Here is an 18,525-nt window from a genome sequence, read left to right as displayed (position 1 = left end):
CCCCGCCTGCAATCACCGCTGGCATCATGAAGCGCCGGCGGTGGCAAGACGGCGTGACATCAGCAGTGCATCCTCCCATCGCCCATCCAGGTCGCGATAGTAGCCGCGCCGTCTCCCGTCCAGCTTGAATCCCTGCTTCTCATACAGTTTGTACGCGGCCTGGTTCGAGGCTCTGACCTCGAGTAACAGACGCTCATTGTTCCAGCAATTCGCCTCCGCGACTAGCCGTTCGAGCAATGCCTGGGCGATACCGCGACGGCGCACTTCAGGAATGACGGCAATGGCCTGCAGTTCGGCGTCGAACGGAAGCCGGTAAAGCAAGGCATAGGCGACCAGAGCGTCGTCTTCGAAGGCGCCCCAGAGGATAGCACGCTCATCCTCGAAAGCCTGCCGAAACTGGGTACGGGTCCAGGGTTGTAGCTGACCGGCGTTCTCGATTTCAACCACGCGAGCCAGCCATTGCGATGTCAACGGCTCAAGTCGCAGCGTCATCGCCACCCTGCGCGCCTTGCGCAGCCTCATGCCAAGCCTGGCGCCATTCGATCAGCAGCGGCCACAATGCACGCTTTTCATCCACGGATTGAGAGAGCGACTGTAACGACGGGCCTTGCCAGCCGGGAACGTCCAGCAAGCGACAATATCGACCCTGCAAATCCAGCACCGTGTTCAGGGTGTCATCCTGACCAAAAATCAACAGGCGCTCGGGCCGCCAGCCACGCCGACGACGACCCTCGACGAAGGCGCGCAGTCCATCCTGCGCCTCTTCCAACGGTGTCTCGACGGGCAATCCTTCCATCATCGGCCAATCGAAGGCCTGGAAGTCGAGTGCCGTGCCCGGGGTGATATGCGCCGCCTGCAGAAGATTATTCAACAGATTCCTGGCCAAGCCAGCTACCGACGCACGCCCTGGTAACATCACCAACCAACGACCATCCAGGGCGGCAATCTGTAACGAAAAGCGTAGAGACGATTGAGTCGCCTGGTTGACGGCATTCGCAGCGTCGGTGGGCACGCCACCCGAGGATGGCTTGGCGCTGGATTCAATCACCTCATCGCCGTCATCGTTACTGTCACCAAGCAACGCCCGAGCACGCCGTGCATGACGCGGTGGCAAGGCCGGGGATAAGGCTGACGAGGTTGATGCTGCCGGTGACGATACAGGCTGCTCCTGGCCTCCCTTGAGCGGTGCCTCTTCGCGCGACGCCTGACCAAGCAATGCCTGTAGGCGCTGAGCCGGAGGTTGAATCAGCGGCGTCTCGGGCTCGAGCCACTCGCACTGCAGCGTGGGCGCCGCATTGGGCAGCCGATAACGACTGACCCAGGCGGTCAAGCCCATGGCCTCGAGATATTGCGAACGCTGCGGTTCGCCGATCACTAGCGACCACCACCACGGCAGTTGGGAGAGTCGGGGCTGGCACCACCCCGAGCGGCCCACTCCTGAGGCGTGTACAGATGCAACGCCAGCGCATGCACCGGCCCTGCCAATTCGTCGGCCAGGACAGCATAGATCTGTTGATGGCGCTTGACGGGCATCAGCCCCTGAAAACGCGATGAAGACAGGGTTACCTTGAAATGCGCCTCGGAATTGGGTGGTACGCTGTGCATATGGCTTTCATTCTCGACCGTAAGATAGTCGGGATCGAGCGTCTGCAGCTTGTCTTCGATACGTGCCTGAACACTCATGGAATCGACCTCCATTCGCTTGGCCATCCATTGTTTGGCGCTTTGAGAAGCCTCATTGTAACGCCTCATTCCACTCCGGACGATGACTTGCCCACGGTCTCTTTGCCACGCACCGAGCAATGCCATCAGCAAGACGGCCACTCCTAGCCATAAGGCGATATGCACGTTGCCAGGGTTGCCACCAGAGTTCTAAGCAGACACAAGACTGGATCTTGTTCCGAAAAGTCGGTTCGAAACATGAGGAAGCCCGGCAAGACCGGGCTAGGAACTGAAGGCCGTTGTTCACAAAACAGGTTGACCTGGCGTCGTTAGTCCTGCTCCGCATCCAGCAGCAGCGCATCGTCTATTTCGGCAATCTCCAGCGGGGTTTCGTCATCCAGATCGACCGCCAGAAAGCTGTACTCGACTCGGAGAAAGCGTTGGAACAGCGACCAGTCGTGAGTTTCCGGCCACTGGCGCTCGTCCTCTTCCCAGGCACGCAGCTCGCTCTCAAGAATTTCCGTGTGGCGTTCGCGCACAAAGGCGGAAAGCGCTTCCGGACTGTCCATCTCGGGAATCAGATAAACAGTGCTTTCGCGATCAATATCATCGAGAGTCAGATCATCGTCGCCGACCGTGGGTTCCAGCGAGTTGATCCAGTCGACGAACGCCTGGGTGGGCTTGACGCTCAGGGCTGAGCGGTTGAGCAGTTTCATCGGACTCTCCTCGACATACGCGCCTCGACATCGAAACGATGCTCATTATGGGCGCAAGTGCAACGGGTTACCATCGTCCAACGACAAGATTGATCAAACTCTTGGCGGCTTGGGGCCGTGCAAAGCGAACCTCTTTTTTCAGGGATGAAAAAAGGAGCGCCCAAGGAGGGGTTCACAGCGTGTTCGCGACGCCCTGCCCCAAGCCAATAATCAATCCGTAGACAAGCGCAGCCCTTTCACTCCACCTCGGGGCGCATAGCCGGGAACAGCAACACATCCCGAATCGACGGGCTATCGGTAAACAGCATCACCAACCGGTCGATGCCGATGCCTTCCCCCGCGGTCGGCGGCAAGCCGTATTCCAGCGCGCGCACATAGTCCGCATCATAATACATCGCCTCCAGATCGCCGGCGTCCTTCTCGGCTACCTGAGCCTTGAAGCGTTCCACCTGATCCTCGGCATCATTGAGCTCCGAGAAGCCATTGGCAATCTCGCGGCCGCCAACGAAGAACTCGAAGCGATCCGTGACAAAGGGGTTGGCGTCGTTGCGTCGTGCTAGCGGGCTGACCTCGGCCGGATATTCGGTGATGAAGGTCGGCTGGTCGAGCTTCGATTCGGCGACCTCCTCGAAGATCTCGGTCTGCAGCTTGCCCAGTCCCCAACCTTCCTTGACCGCGATTCCCAGACGCCTGGCAGTGGCTTGGGCCGCATCGAAGAGATCGATATCGCTCTCCCCGATGGGCTGATCCAACTGCCCGCCGTGCTCGAGAATCGCCTGGCGCATTGTCAGACGCTTAAACGGCTGACCGAGGTCATACTCGGTGCCCTGATAGGTCAATACACTGGTATTCAATACTTCCTGCGCAACCTGGCGAACCATCTCCTCGGTGAGATCGAGAAGATCATGATAGTCCGCATAGGCCCAGTAGAATTCCAGCATGGTGAACTCGGGATTGTGCCGGGTCGACAACCCTTCGTTACGGAAGTTGCGATTGATCTCGAAGACCCGTTCGAAGCCGCCTACCACCAGACGCTTGAGATACAGTTCCGGCGCGATGCGCAGGTACATATCGATGTCCAGCGCATTGTGGTGCGTAATGAATGGACGCGCCACCGCACCGCCGGGGATCGGCTGCAGCATCGGCGTCTCGACCTCCATGAAACCCCGTGCCTCGAAGAAGCGACGAATCGACGAGATCACTCCGGCGCGCACCTCGAAGGCACGCCGAGAGTCCGGATTCATGATCAGATCCACATAGCGCTGGCGATAGCGCGCCTCCATGTCGGTCAGACCATGAAACTTGTCCGGTAGCGGGCGCAGACTCTTGGTCAACAGCTTCGCCTCGATCATCATCACGTACAAATCGCCCTTGCCGGACTTGTGTACCGGTCCACGCGCGGCGACGATATCTCCGATGTCCCAGCCTTTGATGTCTTCGAGCACCTCGTCCGGCAATCCCTTCTTGCCGACATAGAGCTGAATCTGACCCGAAACGTCCTGAATCACCAGGAACGGACCGCGCTTTCTGAGAATACGCCCGGCCACCGCGGCCTGACGATTGCGGCTCTCCAGCTCGGCCTTGTCGAATTCCCCCAACTCCGCTTGCAACTCGGCCGCCAGGCTGTCGCGGCGAAAGTCGTTGGGAAAGGCACTGCCGCCCTGCTCGGCGGCCCGCTCGCGACGCGCGGCCAGCTTGGCCCGGCGCTCCGCGATCAGATGGTTTTCATCCTGCTGAGGGGAATCCTGATTCGCCATTGCTCTGCCTGTGAGTAAAAAGTCTCAAATACGAAAACTGTTCCATCCAAACTCTCGGAACCGTCGTGAGCGCCGCCGAGACAAGGCGGACCTCGGCGAGAAAGCGCAGTTGACTGGGGTGTCAATGAGCATTTTGAGGCGAGGTCCAACGCGGTATTCGGCAAGCGCAACAGGTTCTACAACCCTTGTTTCAAGCTGGCCACGATGAACTGGTCCAGGTCACCGTCGAGGACCTTCTCGCAATTGCTGGTCTGCACCCCGGTGCGCAGATCCTTGATGCGCTGATCGTCGAGCACGTAGGAGCGAATCTGGCTGCCCCAGCCGATATCCGACTTGCTGTCCTCGGCCTGCTGCTTGGCCTCGTTGCGCTTTTGCATTTCCAGTTCCCACAACTTCGCCTTGAGCTGTTTCATTGCGAAATCGCGGTTGGCGTGCTGACTACGCTGACTCTGGCAGGAGACCACGATACCGCTAGGCTCATGGGTGATCCGCACCGCCGAATCCGTGGTATTGACATGCTGACCGCCGGCGCCGCTGGAGCGATAGGTGTCGGTGCGCAGGTCCGCTGGGTTGATATCGACCTCGAAGCTGTCATCGATCTCCGGCGACAGGAATACCGAGGCAAAGGACGTGTGCCGGCGCCCGCCGGAATCGAAGGGGCTTTTGCGTACCAGACGATGCACCCCGGTCTCGGTACGCAGCCAGCCAAAGGCATAATCGCCTTGAACATGGACCGTCGCCGACTTGATGCCCGCCACCTCACCGGCGGAGAGTTCGACGATATCGGCTTTGAAGCCGTGGTGTTCGGCCCAGCGTAAGTACATACGCAACAGCATGTTGCCCCAATCCTGGGCCTCGGTACCGCCGGAGCCGGCCTGGATATCGAGATAGGCGTTATTGGCATCCATCTCGCCGGCGAACATGCGCCGGAATTCGAGCTTCTCCAGCGCTGCCTCGAGTTGGCCAAGCTCCTTGCTGACCTCCTCGACGGTGCCTTCATCCTCTTCCATCACCGCCAGCTCGAGCAGATCGGCATTGTCGGTCAGCCCTTGATCGAGTTCATCGATGGTGGCAACGATCTGTTCCAGGCGAGCGCGCTCCTTGCCCAGTTTCTGAGCGTAGTCCGGATCGTTCCAGACATCGGGATTCTCGAGTTCTCGTGTGACTTCCTCTAGCCGGTCTTTCTTTTCGGCATAGTCAAAGATACCCCCTCAGGACATCCGTCCGTTCGGACAGGTCCTTGATGAGGTTATTGATCGGATTGATCTCTTGCATGGTGATCCTGTTTTAGCGTGCCGCATGAACGTATCAAAAGGCGTATCAAAAGACGGGTCAAAGGCGGTCCATTGTAGCCAACCGGCGCTTGACCGTCATCCTGCGTACCGCGTCACCGGCATTCGCCAATCGCGCTCACAGCGATTTTTACTACCAGAAATGTACTACGATAGTGGAATACCCTGTGGCACATTCGCCATAGACAACCATGTTTCTGAAGAGAGAAGATTAGAAAAGACAAGTCTTTGTCAGTACGAACTTACTGACGAGTGTCTTTAGGACAACATCAACAAGGATGACACCATGCTACCCTTTCGACGTTCGCTTCTCGGCGCCTTGGCGCTCTCTTCAAGTCTTGCCGCCTTCCCTGGCTACGCCCAGACCCTGGATCTTGGCGTCATGGGCGAGCTTGCCTCCTTCGATGCCTCCCAGGTCTCTGGCGGGGTGTGGGAATCCCAAGTGCTGATGGACGTCTACGAAGGCCTGGTCAAGAAGGCACCAGACGGGGAAATCCTGCCGGGCATGGCAACCTCCTGGGACGTCTCCGAGGATGGCAAGACCTATACCTTCCAGATGCGTGAAGGCGCCAAGTGGTCCGACGGCGAGCCGGTCACCGCCGAGGACTTCGTGTTCGGCTGGCGCAATATGCTCGACCCGCAGAACGCTTCCAAATATGCCTACATGCTCTACCCGGTGGTCAATGCCAAGGCGGTCAACGTCGGCGACAAGCCCCTCGAAGCGCTGGGCGTGAAGTCGCTCAATGACGGCAAGACCTTCGAGGTCACTCTCAATTCGCCGACGCCCTACTTCATTCAGCTCCTGACCCACTACACTGCCTATCCGGCGCCGAAGCACACCGCCGAGGAGTACGGTGACCGCTGGATGAAACTCGACAACATCGCCACCAACGGCGCCTTCATACCCACCGAGTGGGTCTCGCAGTCGCGTATCACGGCGGTCAGGAATCCCGAGTACTACGAGGCCGATCAGGTCGCCCTTGATCAGGTCAACTACCACACCACGGAAGATCGTAATGCGGGCATCTCGCGCTTTCGCGCCGGAGAGCTCGACATCCTGCGCGACTATCCCTCGAGCCGCTATCAATGGCTGAAAGAGAATCTGCCCGACGCCACCCACATGGCCCCGTATCTGGGCTCCTACTACTATGTGCTCAATCATCGCGAGGGGCGTCCCACCGCAGACAAGCGGGTGCGCGAGGCGCTGAACCTGGCGGCACGGCGCAACGTGATCTCCAAGCAAATCATGGCCGGCACCTTCCTGCCCTCACAGTCCTTCGTGCCCAAGGGCACCGACAACTACGATGTGCAGACCATGAAGCTGAGCGAGGACATGGACGCGCGCATGGCGAAGGCCAAGAAACTACTCGAAGACGCCGGCTACGGCCCGAACAATCCGCTTAACCTCCGACTGCGCTACAACACCTCGGATGAGCACAAGAAGATTGCCGTGGCCATGGCCGCCATGTGGCGCCCGCTGGGGGTCAACGTCGAGATGGTCAATTCCGAGGCCACGGTACACTATCAGACCATCGCTCAGGGCGACTTCGACGTGGCCCGGGCGGGCTGGATCGCCGACTACAACGACGCCGAGAACTTCCTGACCCTGCTACGTAGCGGCGTCGGCAACAATTACGGTGCCTATTCCAATCCGGAGTACGACGCGCTGCTGGACAAGGCCTCCACCACCCTGGACGCCGAGGAGCGCGAGAAGGTTCTGGAGCAGGCGGAGCAGCTTGCCATGAACGACTACGCCCTGGTGCCGCTGCTCTATTATGTTTCGCGCAATCTGGTGAATCCCAAGCTCACCGGTTGGGAGGATAACGTCTCCGATGATCATCCGTCGCGCTGGATCAGCTTCGAAGAGTGATGTCTTTTCGTCGTCAGATATGCCTGGGCTTGATGGCACTGACCATGAGCAGCGTAGTGCAAGGCGCTACGCTGCGGGTCGGTAACGGCGCCGAACCCGGCACCCTGGATCCCCAGAAGGTCAATGGCACCTGGGAGACGCGGATCACCCGGGCGCTGTTCGATCGTCTGATCGGGTACGCCGCCGATGGCAGCCTGGTGCCGAGCCTGGCCGAGTCCTGGCAGATCAGCGACGATGGCAGGACCTATAGGTTCAAGCTGCGTGGCGCCAAATGGTCCGACGGAGTCCCGATCACCGCTGATGATGCGGTCTTCGCCCTGCGCCGGCTACTGACCCCCGCGACCGCCAACAACAACGCCACGCTCTATTACGCGATCCGCAATGGGCGGGCGATCAATACCGGCAACGCCGATCCGTCCACGCTCGGGGCGGAGGCCATCGGCGATCACACCCTGATCATCCATCTGAGCGAACCCACGGCCTATTTCCTGCAGGCACTGGCGATGAGCGAAGCCGCACCGCTGCCGGAGCACGCTCTTGAAGCCCAGGGCGATGACTGGACCGACTCGGGGCGCATGGTCTCGAGCGGTGCCTTCACTCTCGAAGAGTGGCGCCCTCAGGAGCGCATCGTGGTTGCCAAGAATCCACACTTTTACGCTGCCGATGAGGTATCCCTCGACGGCGTGGTGTTTTATCCCATTGAAGATACCGGTTCAGCACTCAACCGTTTCCGCACCGGGGCATTGGATATCGCCTATTCCAGCGTTCCTGCATCGCGCTTCTCCTGGGTCGAGGACAACCTTGGCGATGCCCTGCGTGTCGGCCCTCTGATAGCCGAGTACTTCTACATGTTCAACCTGCGCGAGGGTCAGCCGCTGGCGGACAAGCGCGTTCGCGAGGCGCTCAATCTGGTGGTGCGCCGAGATGTGATCACCCAGCAGATTCTCGACATGGGCCAACGCTCGGCGTACTGGTACGTGCCCCGTGCCACCGCCGGCGGCACACAAGGCAAGATGTCTTTCGCGGACTGGCCGATGGAGAAACGCCAAGCCCGGGCCAAGCAGCTGATGACGGAGGCGGGTTACGGTCCGGAGCGACCGCTGAATCTGACGCTGCGTTACAACACTCTGGAGGATCACAAGAAGATCGCCGTCGCGGTGGCGGCCATGTGGAAAGAGCTGGGTGTCAACGTGGAGCTGATCAATGCCGAGGCTGCGGTGCATTTCTCGACCGTCAATCAAGGTCAGTTTCAAGTTGCCCGCTACGGCATGGTTGCTACGGTCGACGACCCCTACGATTTTCTCAATGCCTACGCTCAAGGTGGCTCGGCGCGCAAGAGCAGCGGCTATCAGGACGGCCGCTACGACGCTCTGGTCGAACAGAGCACCCGAGAGCTCGACGAAGACAAGCGCGCCGCTCTGATGACCCAGGCCGAACAGCGTCTGCTCGATGATTATGCGCTACTGCCGCTGTACGACTATGTGAGCACCCACCTGGTGTCGCCACGAATCAGCGGTTGGCAGACCACACCGACCGACGTCCATCCGCTTCGCTACATCAACATAGAGGACTAGTCCCTTGCGCTACTGTCATCGTCCCTATCACAGCCGCCAGCGCCCCCTTTTACCGCGAAGGATCGCCACATGCTGAGCTATATTCTCAAGCGCCTGCTGATGGCGATCCCGACGCTGCTGATCGTCATCACCCTCTCGTTTTTCCTGATGCGCATCGCACCGGGTGGCCCCTTTGATGGCGAGCGCCAGCTCCCGCCGGAGATAGAGGCCAACCTGATGGCCGCCTATCATCTCGACGAGCCCCTGCCCATGCAATACCTGCGCTACATGGGCAATCTGCTGCAGGGCGACTTCGGCCCCTCTTTCAAATACAAGGATTTCTCCGTCACGGATCTGATCGCCCAGGGTTTCCCGGTCAGTCTGGAGCTGGGCTTCTGGGCGATTCTACTGGCCCTGATGATCGGTTTACCTCTCGGCGTAGTTGCCGCCCTAAAGCGCAATACCGCTGTGGACTATGCGGTGATGGGCACGGCGTTGGCCGGTATCGCCGTGCCCAACTTCGTCATCGCCCCCATTCTGGCGCTGGTCTTCGGCGTCACTCTCGCCTGGCTGCCGGTGGGGGGCTGGAACGGCGGTGCCTGGCAGAACATGGTGTTGCCGGTGATCGCACTGTCGATCCAGCAGATCGCCTATATTGCCCGCATGATGCGCGCCTCGATGATCGAGGTGCTGGGCAGCCACTTCATTCGTACCGCCCGGGCCAAGGGCCTCTCCGAGTCCAAGGTGATCCTGCGTCATGCGCTGCAACCGGCGCTTTTGCCGGTGCTCTCCTATCTGGGACCGGCCATCGCCGGGATCATCACCGGCTCGGTGGTCATCGAGCAGATCTTCGGCATTCCCGGTATCGGGCGCTATTTCGTCCAGGCCGCGCTGAATCGCGACTACACCCTGGTGATGGGCACGGTCGTGTTCTACGGCGCCCTGATCGTGCTGCTCAATCTGATCGTCGACCTGCTCTATTCGGTGCTCGATCCGCAAATCCGCTATGACGACTGATGCCCATGACCACTGACACCACTCCTTACAGCGGCGAAAATCTCCCCGCAGGCAGCCCCAACCCGCCGTCTCAACCTGACCCAAGCGCGGCCGACGAAAAAGGCCAGAGCCTGGGCCGGGAGGCCTGGCGGCGCCTCAAGCAGAACAAGGCGGCCATGGCCAGCCTGTGGCTTCTGATCGTGATCGCCCTTGCCTGTCTCGTCGGTCCCTATCTGCTGCCTTGGGGCCTGGCGGAGGTGGACTGGAGCGCCTTCAACGTCGCGCCCACCCTGGAAGGCGGTCATTTTCTCGGCACTGATGCCAACGGCCGCGACCTGCTCGCCCGCACCCTCTACGGCGGGCGTGTGTCGCTCTCGGTGGCCTTGGTCGCCACCCTGGTCAGCCTGGTGATCGGCGTGCTTTACGGCGCCGTCTCGGGCTATGTAGGGGGGCGCACCGACAATCTGATGATGCGCTTCGTCGACATCATGTATTCCCTGCCCTTCATGTTCCTGGTGATCCTGCTGATGGTGGTGTTTGGGCGCAATATTTTCCTGATCTATGCCGCCATCGGCGCGGTGGAGTGGCTCGACATGGCGCGCATCGTGCGCGGCCAGACCCTGGGGCTCAAGCGCCGGGAGTTCGTCGAGGCCGCCCATGCCCTCGGGGTCAGCAACCGCGCCATCATCACCCGCCATATGATTCCCAATGCCATCGGCCCGGTGATCGTCTACGTCACCCTCACCGTGCCCAAGGTGATCCTGCTCGAAAGCTTCCTGTCGTTTCTTGGCCTCGGCGTGCAGGAACCCTTGACCAGTTGGGGCGTACTGATCAGCGAGGGCACCGACATGATGCAAAGTGCCCCCTGGATGCTACTGGTCCCGGCGGTGTTCCTGGCACTGACGCTGTTCTGCCTCAACTTCCTGGGCGATGGGCTGAGAGACGCCCTTGATCCCAAGACCCGCTAGAGGGATGAAAAGCCTGTGCTTACCTATATTTTGCTCGTCAATTTTTCGATCTCCACCAGGATTCTGTCATGACCTCACTACTCGAAATCGACGACCTATGTGTCGATTTCCATCTTCCGGATGGCGATGTGTCGGCGGTCAAGAATGTCAGCCTGAGCATCAAGGAGGGCGAGACCCTGGCCTTGGTCGGGGAGTCCGGCTCCGGCAAGTCGGTGACCAGCACCGCCATCCTGCGTTTGCTGCCGGAACTGGCCGGTATTCGCGGTGCGATCCGCTTTCACGGCGAGAACCTGCTTGATGCTTCCAACCGACGCATGCGCGAGCTTCGCGGGGACCGTATCGCCACGATCTTCCAGGAGCCCATGACCTCCCTCAACCCCCTGCACCGTATCGGCGATCAGATCGGGGAGGTGCTGCGCCTGCATCGCGGCCTGCGCGGTAAGCGGGCCAAGACCAAGGTGATCGATCTGCTCGAGCAGGTCGGCATCCCCGAGCCGGCGCGACGAATGAAGAGCTATCCTTACGAGCTTTCCGGCGGCCAGCGTCAGCGGGTGATGATCGCCATGGCGCTCGCCTGCGAGCCGGAATTGCTGATTGCGGATGAGCCCACCACGGCCCTGGATGTCACCGTGCAGGCACAGATCCTGAGGCTGCTCAAGGAATTACAGCAGCGCTATGGCATGGCGATCCTGTTCATCACCCACGACCTGGGTATCGTGCGCCACTTTGCCGACCGGGTCTGCGTGATGCGCCAGGGCGAACTCCTCGAACAGGGCAAAACAGGAGAGGTCTTCACCAACCCACACCACGACTACACCCGTGCCTTGATCGATGCCGAACCCAGCGGCAGCAAGGCACCGGTACCCGACGATAGCCCGGTATTACTTGAAGCCAACCATGTCCAGGTACGCTTCACCACCAAGCGTCGCTGGTTCGGCCACAATGACTATTTCGAAGCCGTGCGCGGCATCGACGTGACCTTGAAGCGCGGTCAGACCCTGGGCATCGTCGGCGAATCCGGCTCCGGCAAATCGACCCTGGGTCGCGCCCTGCTGCGTCTGCTCAAGAGCCGCGGCGAGATCCGTTTCGACGACAGCGACATTGCCCATCTGGAGGCGGCAGCCATGCGCCCCCTGCGCAAGCGTATGCAGGTGGTATTTCAGGACCCTTTCGGCTCCCTGTCGCCGCGCCTGACCGTCGGCGAGATCATCGGCGAAGGTCTTCGCGTGCATCATCCGGAACTCAAGCGTGCCGAGCGGGATCAGCGGGTGCAGGAGGCGCTCAAGGAAGTCGCGCTGGACCCGGCCATGCGCAAGCGCTATCCCCATGAATTTTCCGGCGGCCAGCGCCAGCGCATCGCCATCGCCCGCGCCTTGGTGCTCAAGCCGGAGTTCCTGCTGCTCGACGAACCCACCTCGGCGCTGGATCGCTCGGTACAGGCCACGGTGATCGACCTGCTACGCGAGCTGCAGCTCAAGCACGATCTGACCTATCTCTTCATCAGCCACGATCTGGCGGTGGTGCGGGCACTCGCCGACAGCGTACTGGTAATGAAGGAGGGCCTGGTCGTCGAGCAGGGCACGACCCAGGCGTTGTTCGACAATCCCCAGGAATCCTATACCCGGGAGCTGATGCAGGCGGCCTTCATGGCGGATGTGGCCTAAGATCCACCGACCAATATTGAAAAACCCGGCACGAGACCGGGTTTCAATGCTGTCAAGTTTTAGTGATTGATCAGAAGCGGTAAGTCGCCTGGGCGCCGAAACCGTGGGCTTCGTTCTTGTAATCGGCGCTGTAGGAGACAGAGCCCAGTTCATTCAAGGAGTCATCACGCGACTGGCTAATGCTCGTGCCCCGCTCGGTGAGATAGGAGTAGGCCAGATCGACGGTCAGATCCGGAACCGGGGTCCAGCCGGCGCCGAGCGAGAAGATACGGCGATCATCCGAGGGAATCCGGACACTGCGATCCTCGTCGTTGGTCGGCGTGTTGTCGAGAGCAAGCCCGGTCCGCAACACCCATTGCGGATTCAACTGATACTGGGCGCCTACCGCAAAGTTCCAGGCATTGGCGTAGTTTTGCTCCTCATTGGTAATGGTATCGCCCTGACTGCCCTCGACGAGAATCCGTTCGAAGCGGCTCCAGCGTGCCCAGGATGCGCCGAACATCAGCTCCAGCCGATCGGTCATCTGCTGCGTCACCGAGAAGTTGACGGTCTCCGGCGTGGTCAGATCCAGGGTCGCATCGTCAGCGCGCACGACATTGCCACCGGGGGCGATCGCCTCGAAGTCCCCCTCGAGGGTGTAATCCACCTTGGAGCGATAGGTCAGTCCGAGGGTGGTTTCCGGCACGGGACGATAGATGATGCCGACATTGTAGCCCCAGGCATCATCGTCACCATCGACACGCGCATCGATATCGCCTTCTGAGCTGAAGGCCGCGGACGTGGGAAGCTGTCTTCTCAACTCCCCTTCCACCTGGTTGTAGGTGACCCCGGCGCCAATCGCCAATTGATCGTTGATCTTGTAGGACAGCGTCGGCTGGGCACTGATCACCTTGACTTCGGTGTAATTGCCGAAATAGCGTCCCTGAAAATCGTCTTCATAATCGGTCTTGGAGCCGAAAGGCGCGTAAACACCAAAGCCGAAATGTACTTTCTCGGAAAGTGGTTGTGCGTAAAAGGCAAAAGGCACGGCGGTGCCTGGCACCATATCGCCGTCACTACTGCCGGATACCGGCCCCAGCGGGAATTGGACGCCATTGGGCGTGCCACCTTGAGCGACCCCCGAGTCGATGGAAGTACTCGACTCAACATTGTCGATATCGCTATTGACGTTCAGATAGGTCGCCCCGCCAGTCACCTGAGCGCGATCGAGAAACGACATGCCCGCCGGATTGCCGAAGACGATGGTCGCATCCTGAACGTTGGAGCTGCGACCGGCGTGACTATAGCCTTGGCCGCTGACACTCTGCTCGTTGAGCTGGAACCCCCCGGCCATGGCTTGTGAAGAGAGCGCCGCGGCGGCTGCGGCAATCGCGAGGGTCAGCTTGTTGATCTTGTTTTGCATGGTACCTGTCCTGTTCCCGTGAAGAGAGTCGTTATTGTCGTGTTATCGGCGGATAACGAGATACTTGAAGGGTTGTCACTCATCCCAATAAACAAGTCAAGGTCAAACGTCCGTTTCAATCATTTAGCGATTAGTCAATTAGTAGTAGAGCCGTCTTCATGCCGCTCCAAGGTGAACCCCCCACACCTCTAATGGCAGGGACATCCTCTCCTTGACCTTTGTGTTAGGCAAAGGTTTTAGAGTATCTGTTAGATGAAACTCTTTATTGGAGGCATGCCATGAAAGTCGGCGAACTGGCAAAGAGCGCCGGCGTCACCGCCGAGACGGTACGCCACTATACCCGGGAGGGGTTGCTGCAACCCCGTCGAGACCCGGACAACGGCTACCAGCTCTACGACAGCGACTCCCTCAATCGGCTGCGCTTCATTCAGCGAGCGCGCACCCTGGGATTCAGCGTACGCGAGATCGCGGAGATCCTCGGCCACGCCGACCACGGCGACTCGCCCTGCCCGCTGGTACGCGACCTGCTGGCCAGCCGGCTGCCGCAGATTCAGGCTCGCATCGCCGAGCTCCAGGCATTGGCCGAGCGCATGGAGCAGGCCCTGGTCACCTGGCAGAACATGCCGGACGGCACGCCTGACGGCCACAGCCTGTGCCGACTGATTGAGAGCCTGCCCGACGACCATTCGGCAACCGTCGACGCTCGCACCTTGGGAGAACACTGATGAACGCCTCTTTTCATTATCAACGCCAGGTACCCGGCATCAGCTGCCAGGGTTGCGTCAGCAAGATTCGTCGTACCGTCCAGACTCAGGACGCCCAGGCCGAGGTCACCGGCTATCCCGACGAGAAGCGCGTCGAGATCAACACGACCCTCTCGGGAGAGCGTGTCGATGTCCTGCTCGAGGAGGCCGGCTACCCCGCCGATAGCGGCGAACCCGGCGAGCCCGATAGCGAGCAGGAGGCATCGCCCACGGCGCCCGATTCGCCAACAGCCGAATCGCCATCGGAGCCAGCGAGAACAGGAAAGCCGGCTCAGAGGCTGTCGATTTCCGGCATGACCTGCGCCGGCTGCGTCAATACGGTGCAGAAGGCTCTGAATGCGGTCCCCGGCGTGAGCCATGCCCAGGTCAACTTCGGCAATCACACCGCCGAGGTTCGAGGCAGCGCCACCCCCGAGCAATTGATCAAGGCGGTGGAAGACGTGGGCTATGGCGCCAGCACCATCGAGGATCTGCGCCAGGCCCAGCAGACCAAGCAGGAGCAGGACGCCCGGGAGTATAGGAAGCGCCTGCGGGGCAGCCTGATGGCCCTTGCCCTGGGGGTGCCGCTGATGATCCTGATGTTCATCTTCCATCCTCAGCCCCAAGGCTGGGGCAAGCTATTCTGGCTGGTGATCGGGGCCCTGAGCCTGGGGGTACTGGCCGGCCCGGGACGGCATTTCTTCGTCAATGCCTGGAAGACCTTCACCCATCACCAGGCCAACATGGATACCCTGATCGCCCTGGGCACCGGCGCCGCCTGGCTCTATTCCATGGTGGTGGTGCTGTTTTCCGCCTGGCTGCCCGAAGTAGCCCGAGGCATCTATTTCGAAGCCTCGGCCATGGTCATCGGCCTGATCCTGCTGGGTCAGGCCCTGGAGTTGAAGGCCAAGGGCCGCACCAGCGACGCCCTGAAGCGCCTGCTGGACCTGCAGAGCAAGACGGCACGGGTGATTCGCGACGGCCAGGAGCAGGAAATCAATATCGACGAGGTACGCGAAGGCGACCAACTCCGGGTACGCCCCGGGGAACGGCTGCCGGTGGACGGCGATGTGGTGGAAGGCTCGAGCTATATCGATGAATCCATGCTGACCGGAGAGCCCGATCCGGTGTCCAAGCGAGTCGGCGACGAGGTCAGCGCGGGGACGGTCAACGGCCGCGGCGGCCTGGTGTATCGCGCCACTCGGGTCGGCGACGATACCCGGCTGGGCCAGATCACCGAACAGGTGGCCAAGGCACAGAACTCGCGTCCGCCCATCGGCAAGCTGGCGGACCAGGTCTCGGCGATCTTCGTGCCCAGCGTGATGATCATCGCCGTGATCACCGCGTTGATCTGGTTCAATTTCGGCCCGGCGCCGGCGCTGACCCATATGCTGGTCACCGCTACCACGGTGCTGATCATCGCCTGCCCCTGTGCCCTGGGTCTGGCGACGCCGATCTCGACCATGATCGGTGTGGGCAAGGCCGCGGAGCACGGCGTGCTGGTAAGAAGCGGCGAAGCACTGCAGACCGCCAGCAAGCTCACCACCCTGGTGGTGGACAAGACCGGCACCCTGACGGAAGGCAAGCCGAGGGTCACCGAGGCGGAGGTTCTCGAGGGCGACACCCACGAGGCGCTGGGGCTGGTAGCCGCCCTGGAACAGGGCTCCGAGCACCCCCTGGCGGCGGCACTCATGGAATATGCCGAGTCGCAGGGCGCCACGGCCGCCCGGATCGACGCCTTTGAGAGCGTCACCGGGCGCGGGGTCACGGCAAAAACACGTGATGGTCACTTCCTGCGCCTGGGCAACGCGAAGCTGTTGAGCGAGGCGGGCATCAACCTGAAGGCCGGCAACGAGATCGCCCGGCGCCTCGAAGAGCAGGCGCGCACGGTCATCTATCTCGCCGTGGATGAGCGCCTGACGGCGATCTTCGGCGTCAGCGATCCGCTGCGCTCGGACACCGTGGCCGCGGTCAAGCGCCTGCAGGAAGATGGCCTCAGGATCGTCATGCTCACCGGCGACAACGCCCATACCGCCGCCGCCATCGCACGGGAAGTCGGCATCGACGATTATCGGGCGGAACTGATGCCGGAGGACAAGCACGCGGAGATCGAACGCCGCCAGGCGAACGGCGAGGTGGTCGGCATGGTCGGCGACGGCATCAACGACGCCCCGGCCCTGGCGCGAGCCGATGTGGGCTTCGCCATCGGCCAGGGCACCGACGTGGCCATCGAGAGCGCCGGCATCACGCTGATGCGCGGCTCGCTGCACGGCATCGCCGATGCCATCGAATTGAGCCGTGCCACCCTGAGCAACATCAAGCAGAACCTGTGGGGCGCCTTCGGCTACAACGCCCTGTGCATCCCCATCGCCGCCGGTCTTCTGTACCCTTTCACCGGCGCCCTGCTCTCGCCGGTGATCGCCGGGGCCGCCATGTCGCTCTCCTCGGTCACCGTGGTCAGCAACGCCAACCGGCTGCGGCTGTTCAAGACCTCGGCGCAATACGGAAAATCGCCCCAGGCACCACAGCAACGCCAACAGGAGGTAATGTCATGAGCTGGCTGGTCAATCTCGGCGGCCTGGCGCTGATCGCGCTGATCGTGTGGTGGTTCTGGTTGGCCAGACGCTAGCGACATTGTCTAGGCTGAAAGCAGAAAACAGCGGCAGGAGAACGGCATGCCAACGCTCAACGGGGTACTGGAGACGGCGCTCTACGTCGAGGATATGCCGCGTGCCCGCGCCTTCTTCGAAAAGGTGATGGGGCTTGCGGCTTTTACTGCGGATCATCGCTTCACCGCCTACGATGTCGGACGCAGCAGCGTGTTGTTGCTGTTCCTGCAGGGCGAGACCCTGGAGACGGTCGTCCTGCCCCGGGACATGGGCACCATCCCGCCTCACGATGGCCAGGGGAGGGTGCACATGGCGCTTGCCATCGACGCCGACCAGCTCGCGCCCTGGGAGAAGCGCCTCGTGGCGCATGGCGTCGAGATCGAAGGTCGCACCCACTGGCCCCGTGGCGGCGAGAGCCTCTATTTTCGCGATCCGGACGGGCATCTTCTGGAGCTGGCGACGCCGGGAGTATGGCCGAATTATTGAGGCCGTACGTCGAAGCCTGCTCTCTATTTACCCGCCGCAAACCTACCCTTGAAAATCGAGCAAGATATTGCCTGTCTGGGCAAAATCTTGCTCGATTCGGGCAACTTATTGCCTAATTTTGCTTAATCTTTCAAGACAAAAAACTTCAATACGTTGTTTTATAAAAAACTAATCTTACATTGGCGCGTTTCCTGCATAGAAAGCGAGGTTCACAAGGACATTCTTACCTATTTCTTGAGAAATAGGCCACGTCAGTGCTAGAAGAAACAAATTCATGAACAATCTCGATCTTCCCTTTCAGCCCAGTTGCCAGAATGGCAGCGGCGCGATCTACCAGGCCGAATGCGTCTCCCAGGTCTTCGTCACCCTCGAGCACCAGGACACCCTGGGGCGGCCACTTCCCGCCGGCATCGAGGTCGAGGTGCGCGACGCTCGCCAGCGCCGCTACCCGGGCAAGACCGACGAGCACGGCATCAGCCACCACTATGGCGTGCTCGCCGGTCCCTTCGCCTGGCAATTGCTGAACGCCCCGGGGCACCATCTGGTCGCCATCGACGAGGTGCCGGTGCATCCGGTCGCGGCGGGGCTAAGCGCCCCGGAAGCCCTGGCGGTGATGAACGAGACCACGGTGGTCGCCACCTATCTGCCGCCGCCGATCCTGGTGGATCTGCATGCCCCACTCGCAGACGGCGAGGTGGACCGGCTGAGCGACGATCAGCTCGAGCAGCTGCGCCTGGCCGGCCACAACGCCACCCTGTTCATCCACGGCTACAACGTCGAACGCGGTGACTGGGCACGTTTCGATCC

At 60.9% G+C, this 18,525-nt stretch carries 16 protein-coding genes; 9 read left to right on the top strand and 7 right to left on the bottom strand.

Annotated features, from left to right (window positions below; genetic code table 11):
* Nucleotides 1–24 precede the first annotated feature (24 nt).
* The 6 genes from rimI to prfB form a co-directional block, all read right to left on the bottom strand.
* Nucleotides 25–492, bottom strand: coding sequence for a ribosomal protein S18-alanine N-acetyltransferase (gene rimI, locus ACPF7Z_RS05325; RefSeq protein WP_425192148.1), 468 nt, complete (start codon nt 490–492; stop codon nt 25–27).
* Complete coding sequence (locus ACPF7Z_RS05320; protein ID WP_425192147.1) at nt 476–1,375, bottom strand: hypothetical protein; 900 nt, start codon at nt 1,373–1,375, stop codon at nt 476–478. The genes rimI and ACPF7Z_RS05320 overlap by 17 nt, the downstream gene beginning before the upstream one ends.
* The gene (locus ACPF7Z_RS05315) at nt 1,375–1,683 is read right to left on the bottom strand and encodes a BolA family protein (protein ID WP_425192292.1); all 309 of its coding nucleotides are present in this window, start codon (nt 1,681–1,683) and stop codon (nt 1,375–1,377) included. Before ACPF7Z_RS05315 ends, ACPF7Z_RS05320 begins: the two co-directional genes overlap by 1 nt.
* A gap of 308 nt (nt 1,684–1,991) precedes the next feature.
* Nucleotides 1,992–2,378, bottom strand: coding sequence for a hypothetical protein (locus ACPF7Z_RS05310; protein WP_425192146.1), 387 nt, complete (start codon nt 2,376–2,378; stop codon nt 1,992–1,994).
* 236 nt (nt 2,379–2,614) lie between these two features.
* On the bottom strand, nt 2,615–4,135 hold the full coding sequence (gene lysS, locus ACPF7Z_RS05305; RefSeq protein ID WP_425192145.1) for a lysine--tRNA ligase: 1,521 nt from the start codon (nt 4,133–4,135) through the stop codon (nt 2,615–2,617).
* A 176-nt stretch (nt 4,136–4,311) separates the two neighbouring features.
* A protein-coding gene (prfB, locus tag ACPF7Z_RS05300; RefSeq protein WP_425192144.1) for a peptide chain release factor 2 occupies nt 4,312–5,410 on the bottom strand; the annotation gives its coding sequence in 2 pieces (ribosomal slippage) (nt 4,312–5,334 and nt 5,336–5,410; 1,098 coding nt in all).
* A 303-nt stretch (nt 5,411–5,713) separates the two neighbouring features.
* Here prfB and ACPF7Z_RS05295 point away from each other — a divergent pair.
* The 5 genes from ACPF7Z_RS05295 to ACPF7Z_RS05275 all read left to right on the top strand — a co-directional run bounded on the left by ACPF7Z_RS05295 (nt 5,714) and on the right by ACPF7Z_RS05275 (nt 12,478).
* Nucleotides 5,714–7,297: a peptide ABC transporter substrate-binding protein gene (locus tag ACPF7Z_RS05295; protein WP_425192143.1), complete on the top strand. Its 1,584-nt coding sequence runs from the start codon at nt 5,714–5,716 to the stop codon at nt 7,295–7,297.
* On the top strand, nt 7,297–8,871 hold the full coding sequence (locus ACPF7Z_RS05290; RefSeq protein ID WP_425192142.1) for a peptide ABC transporter substrate-binding protein: 1,575 nt from the start codon (nt 7,297–7,299) through the stop codon (nt 8,869–8,871). The genes ACPF7Z_RS05295 and ACPF7Z_RS05290 overlap by 1 nt, the downstream gene beginning before the upstream one ends.
* Nucleotides 8,872–8,940: 69 nt before the next feature.
* On the top strand, nt 8,941–9,867 hold the full coding sequence (gene oppB / locus ACPF7Z_RS05285) for an oligopeptide ABC transporter permease OppB (RefSeq protein WP_425192141.1): 927 nt from the start codon (nt 8,941–8,943) through the stop codon (nt 9,865–9,867).
* A gap of 5 nt (nt 9,868–9,872) precedes the next feature.
* On the top strand, nt 9,873–10,814 hold the full coding sequence (locus tag ACPF7Z_RS05280) for an ABC transporter permease (RefSeq protein ID WP_425192140.1): 942 nt from the start codon (nt 9,873–9,875) through the stop codon (nt 10,812–10,814).
* A 68-nt stretch (nt 10,815–10,882) separates the two neighbouring features.
* On the top strand, nt 10,883–12,478 hold the full coding sequence (locus ACPF7Z_RS05275) for an ABC transporter ATP-binding protein (RefSeq protein WP_425192139.1): 1,596 nt from the start codon (nt 10,883–10,885) through the stop codon (nt 12,476–12,478).
* Between the two features lie 70 nt (nt 12,479–12,548).
* Here ACPF7Z_RS05275 and ACPF7Z_RS05270 read toward each other — a convergent pair whose 3' ends face one another.
* Nucleotides 12,549–13,880, bottom strand: coding sequence for an OmpP1/FadL family transporter (locus ACPF7Z_RS05270; protein WP_425192138.1), 1,332 nt, complete (start codon nt 13,878–13,880; stop codon nt 12,549–12,551).
* Nucleotides 13,881–14,158: 278 nt separating this feature from the next.
* On the opposite strand from ACPF7Z_RS05270, the gene ACPF7Z_RS05265 reads away from it, so the two are divergent.
* The 4 genes from ACPF7Z_RS05265 to ACPF7Z_RS05250 form a co-directional block, all read left to right on the top strand.
* On the top strand, nt 14,159–14,605 hold the full coding sequence (locus tag ACPF7Z_RS05265) for a MerR family transcriptional regulator (RefSeq protein WP_425192137.1): 447 nt from the start codon (nt 14,159–14,161) through the stop codon (nt 14,603–14,605).
* Nucleotides 14,605–17,178, top strand: a complete 2,574-nt coding sequence (locus tag ACPF7Z_RS05260; RefSeq protein ID WP_425192135.1) for a heavy metal translocating P-type ATPase — start codon at nt 14,605–14,607, stop codon at nt 17,176–17,178. Before ACPF7Z_RS05265 ends, ACPF7Z_RS05260 begins: the two co-directional genes overlap by 1 nt.
* A gap of 120 nt (nt 17,179–17,298) precedes the next feature.
* On the top strand, nt 17,299–17,718 hold the full coding sequence (locus ACPF7Z_RS05255; protein WP_425192134.1) for a VOC family protein: 420 nt from the start codon (nt 17,299–17,301) through the stop codon (nt 17,716–17,718).
* A gap of 274 nt (nt 17,719–17,992) precedes the next feature.
* Nucleotides 17,993–18,525, top strand: a 533-nt coding sequence (locus ACPF7Z_RS05250) for a hypothetical protein (RefSeq protein WP_425192133.1), incomplete at its 3' end; no start/stop codon positions are given.

Source organism: Halomonas sp. GXIMD04776, from assembly GCF_049808615.1.
GTDB lineage: Bacteria > Pseudomonadota > Gammaproteobacteria > Pseudomonadales > Halomonadaceae > Modicisalibacter.
Note: the sequence above shows the minus strand (reverse complement) of the source record. Positions and strands in the feature narration are given on the sequence as shown.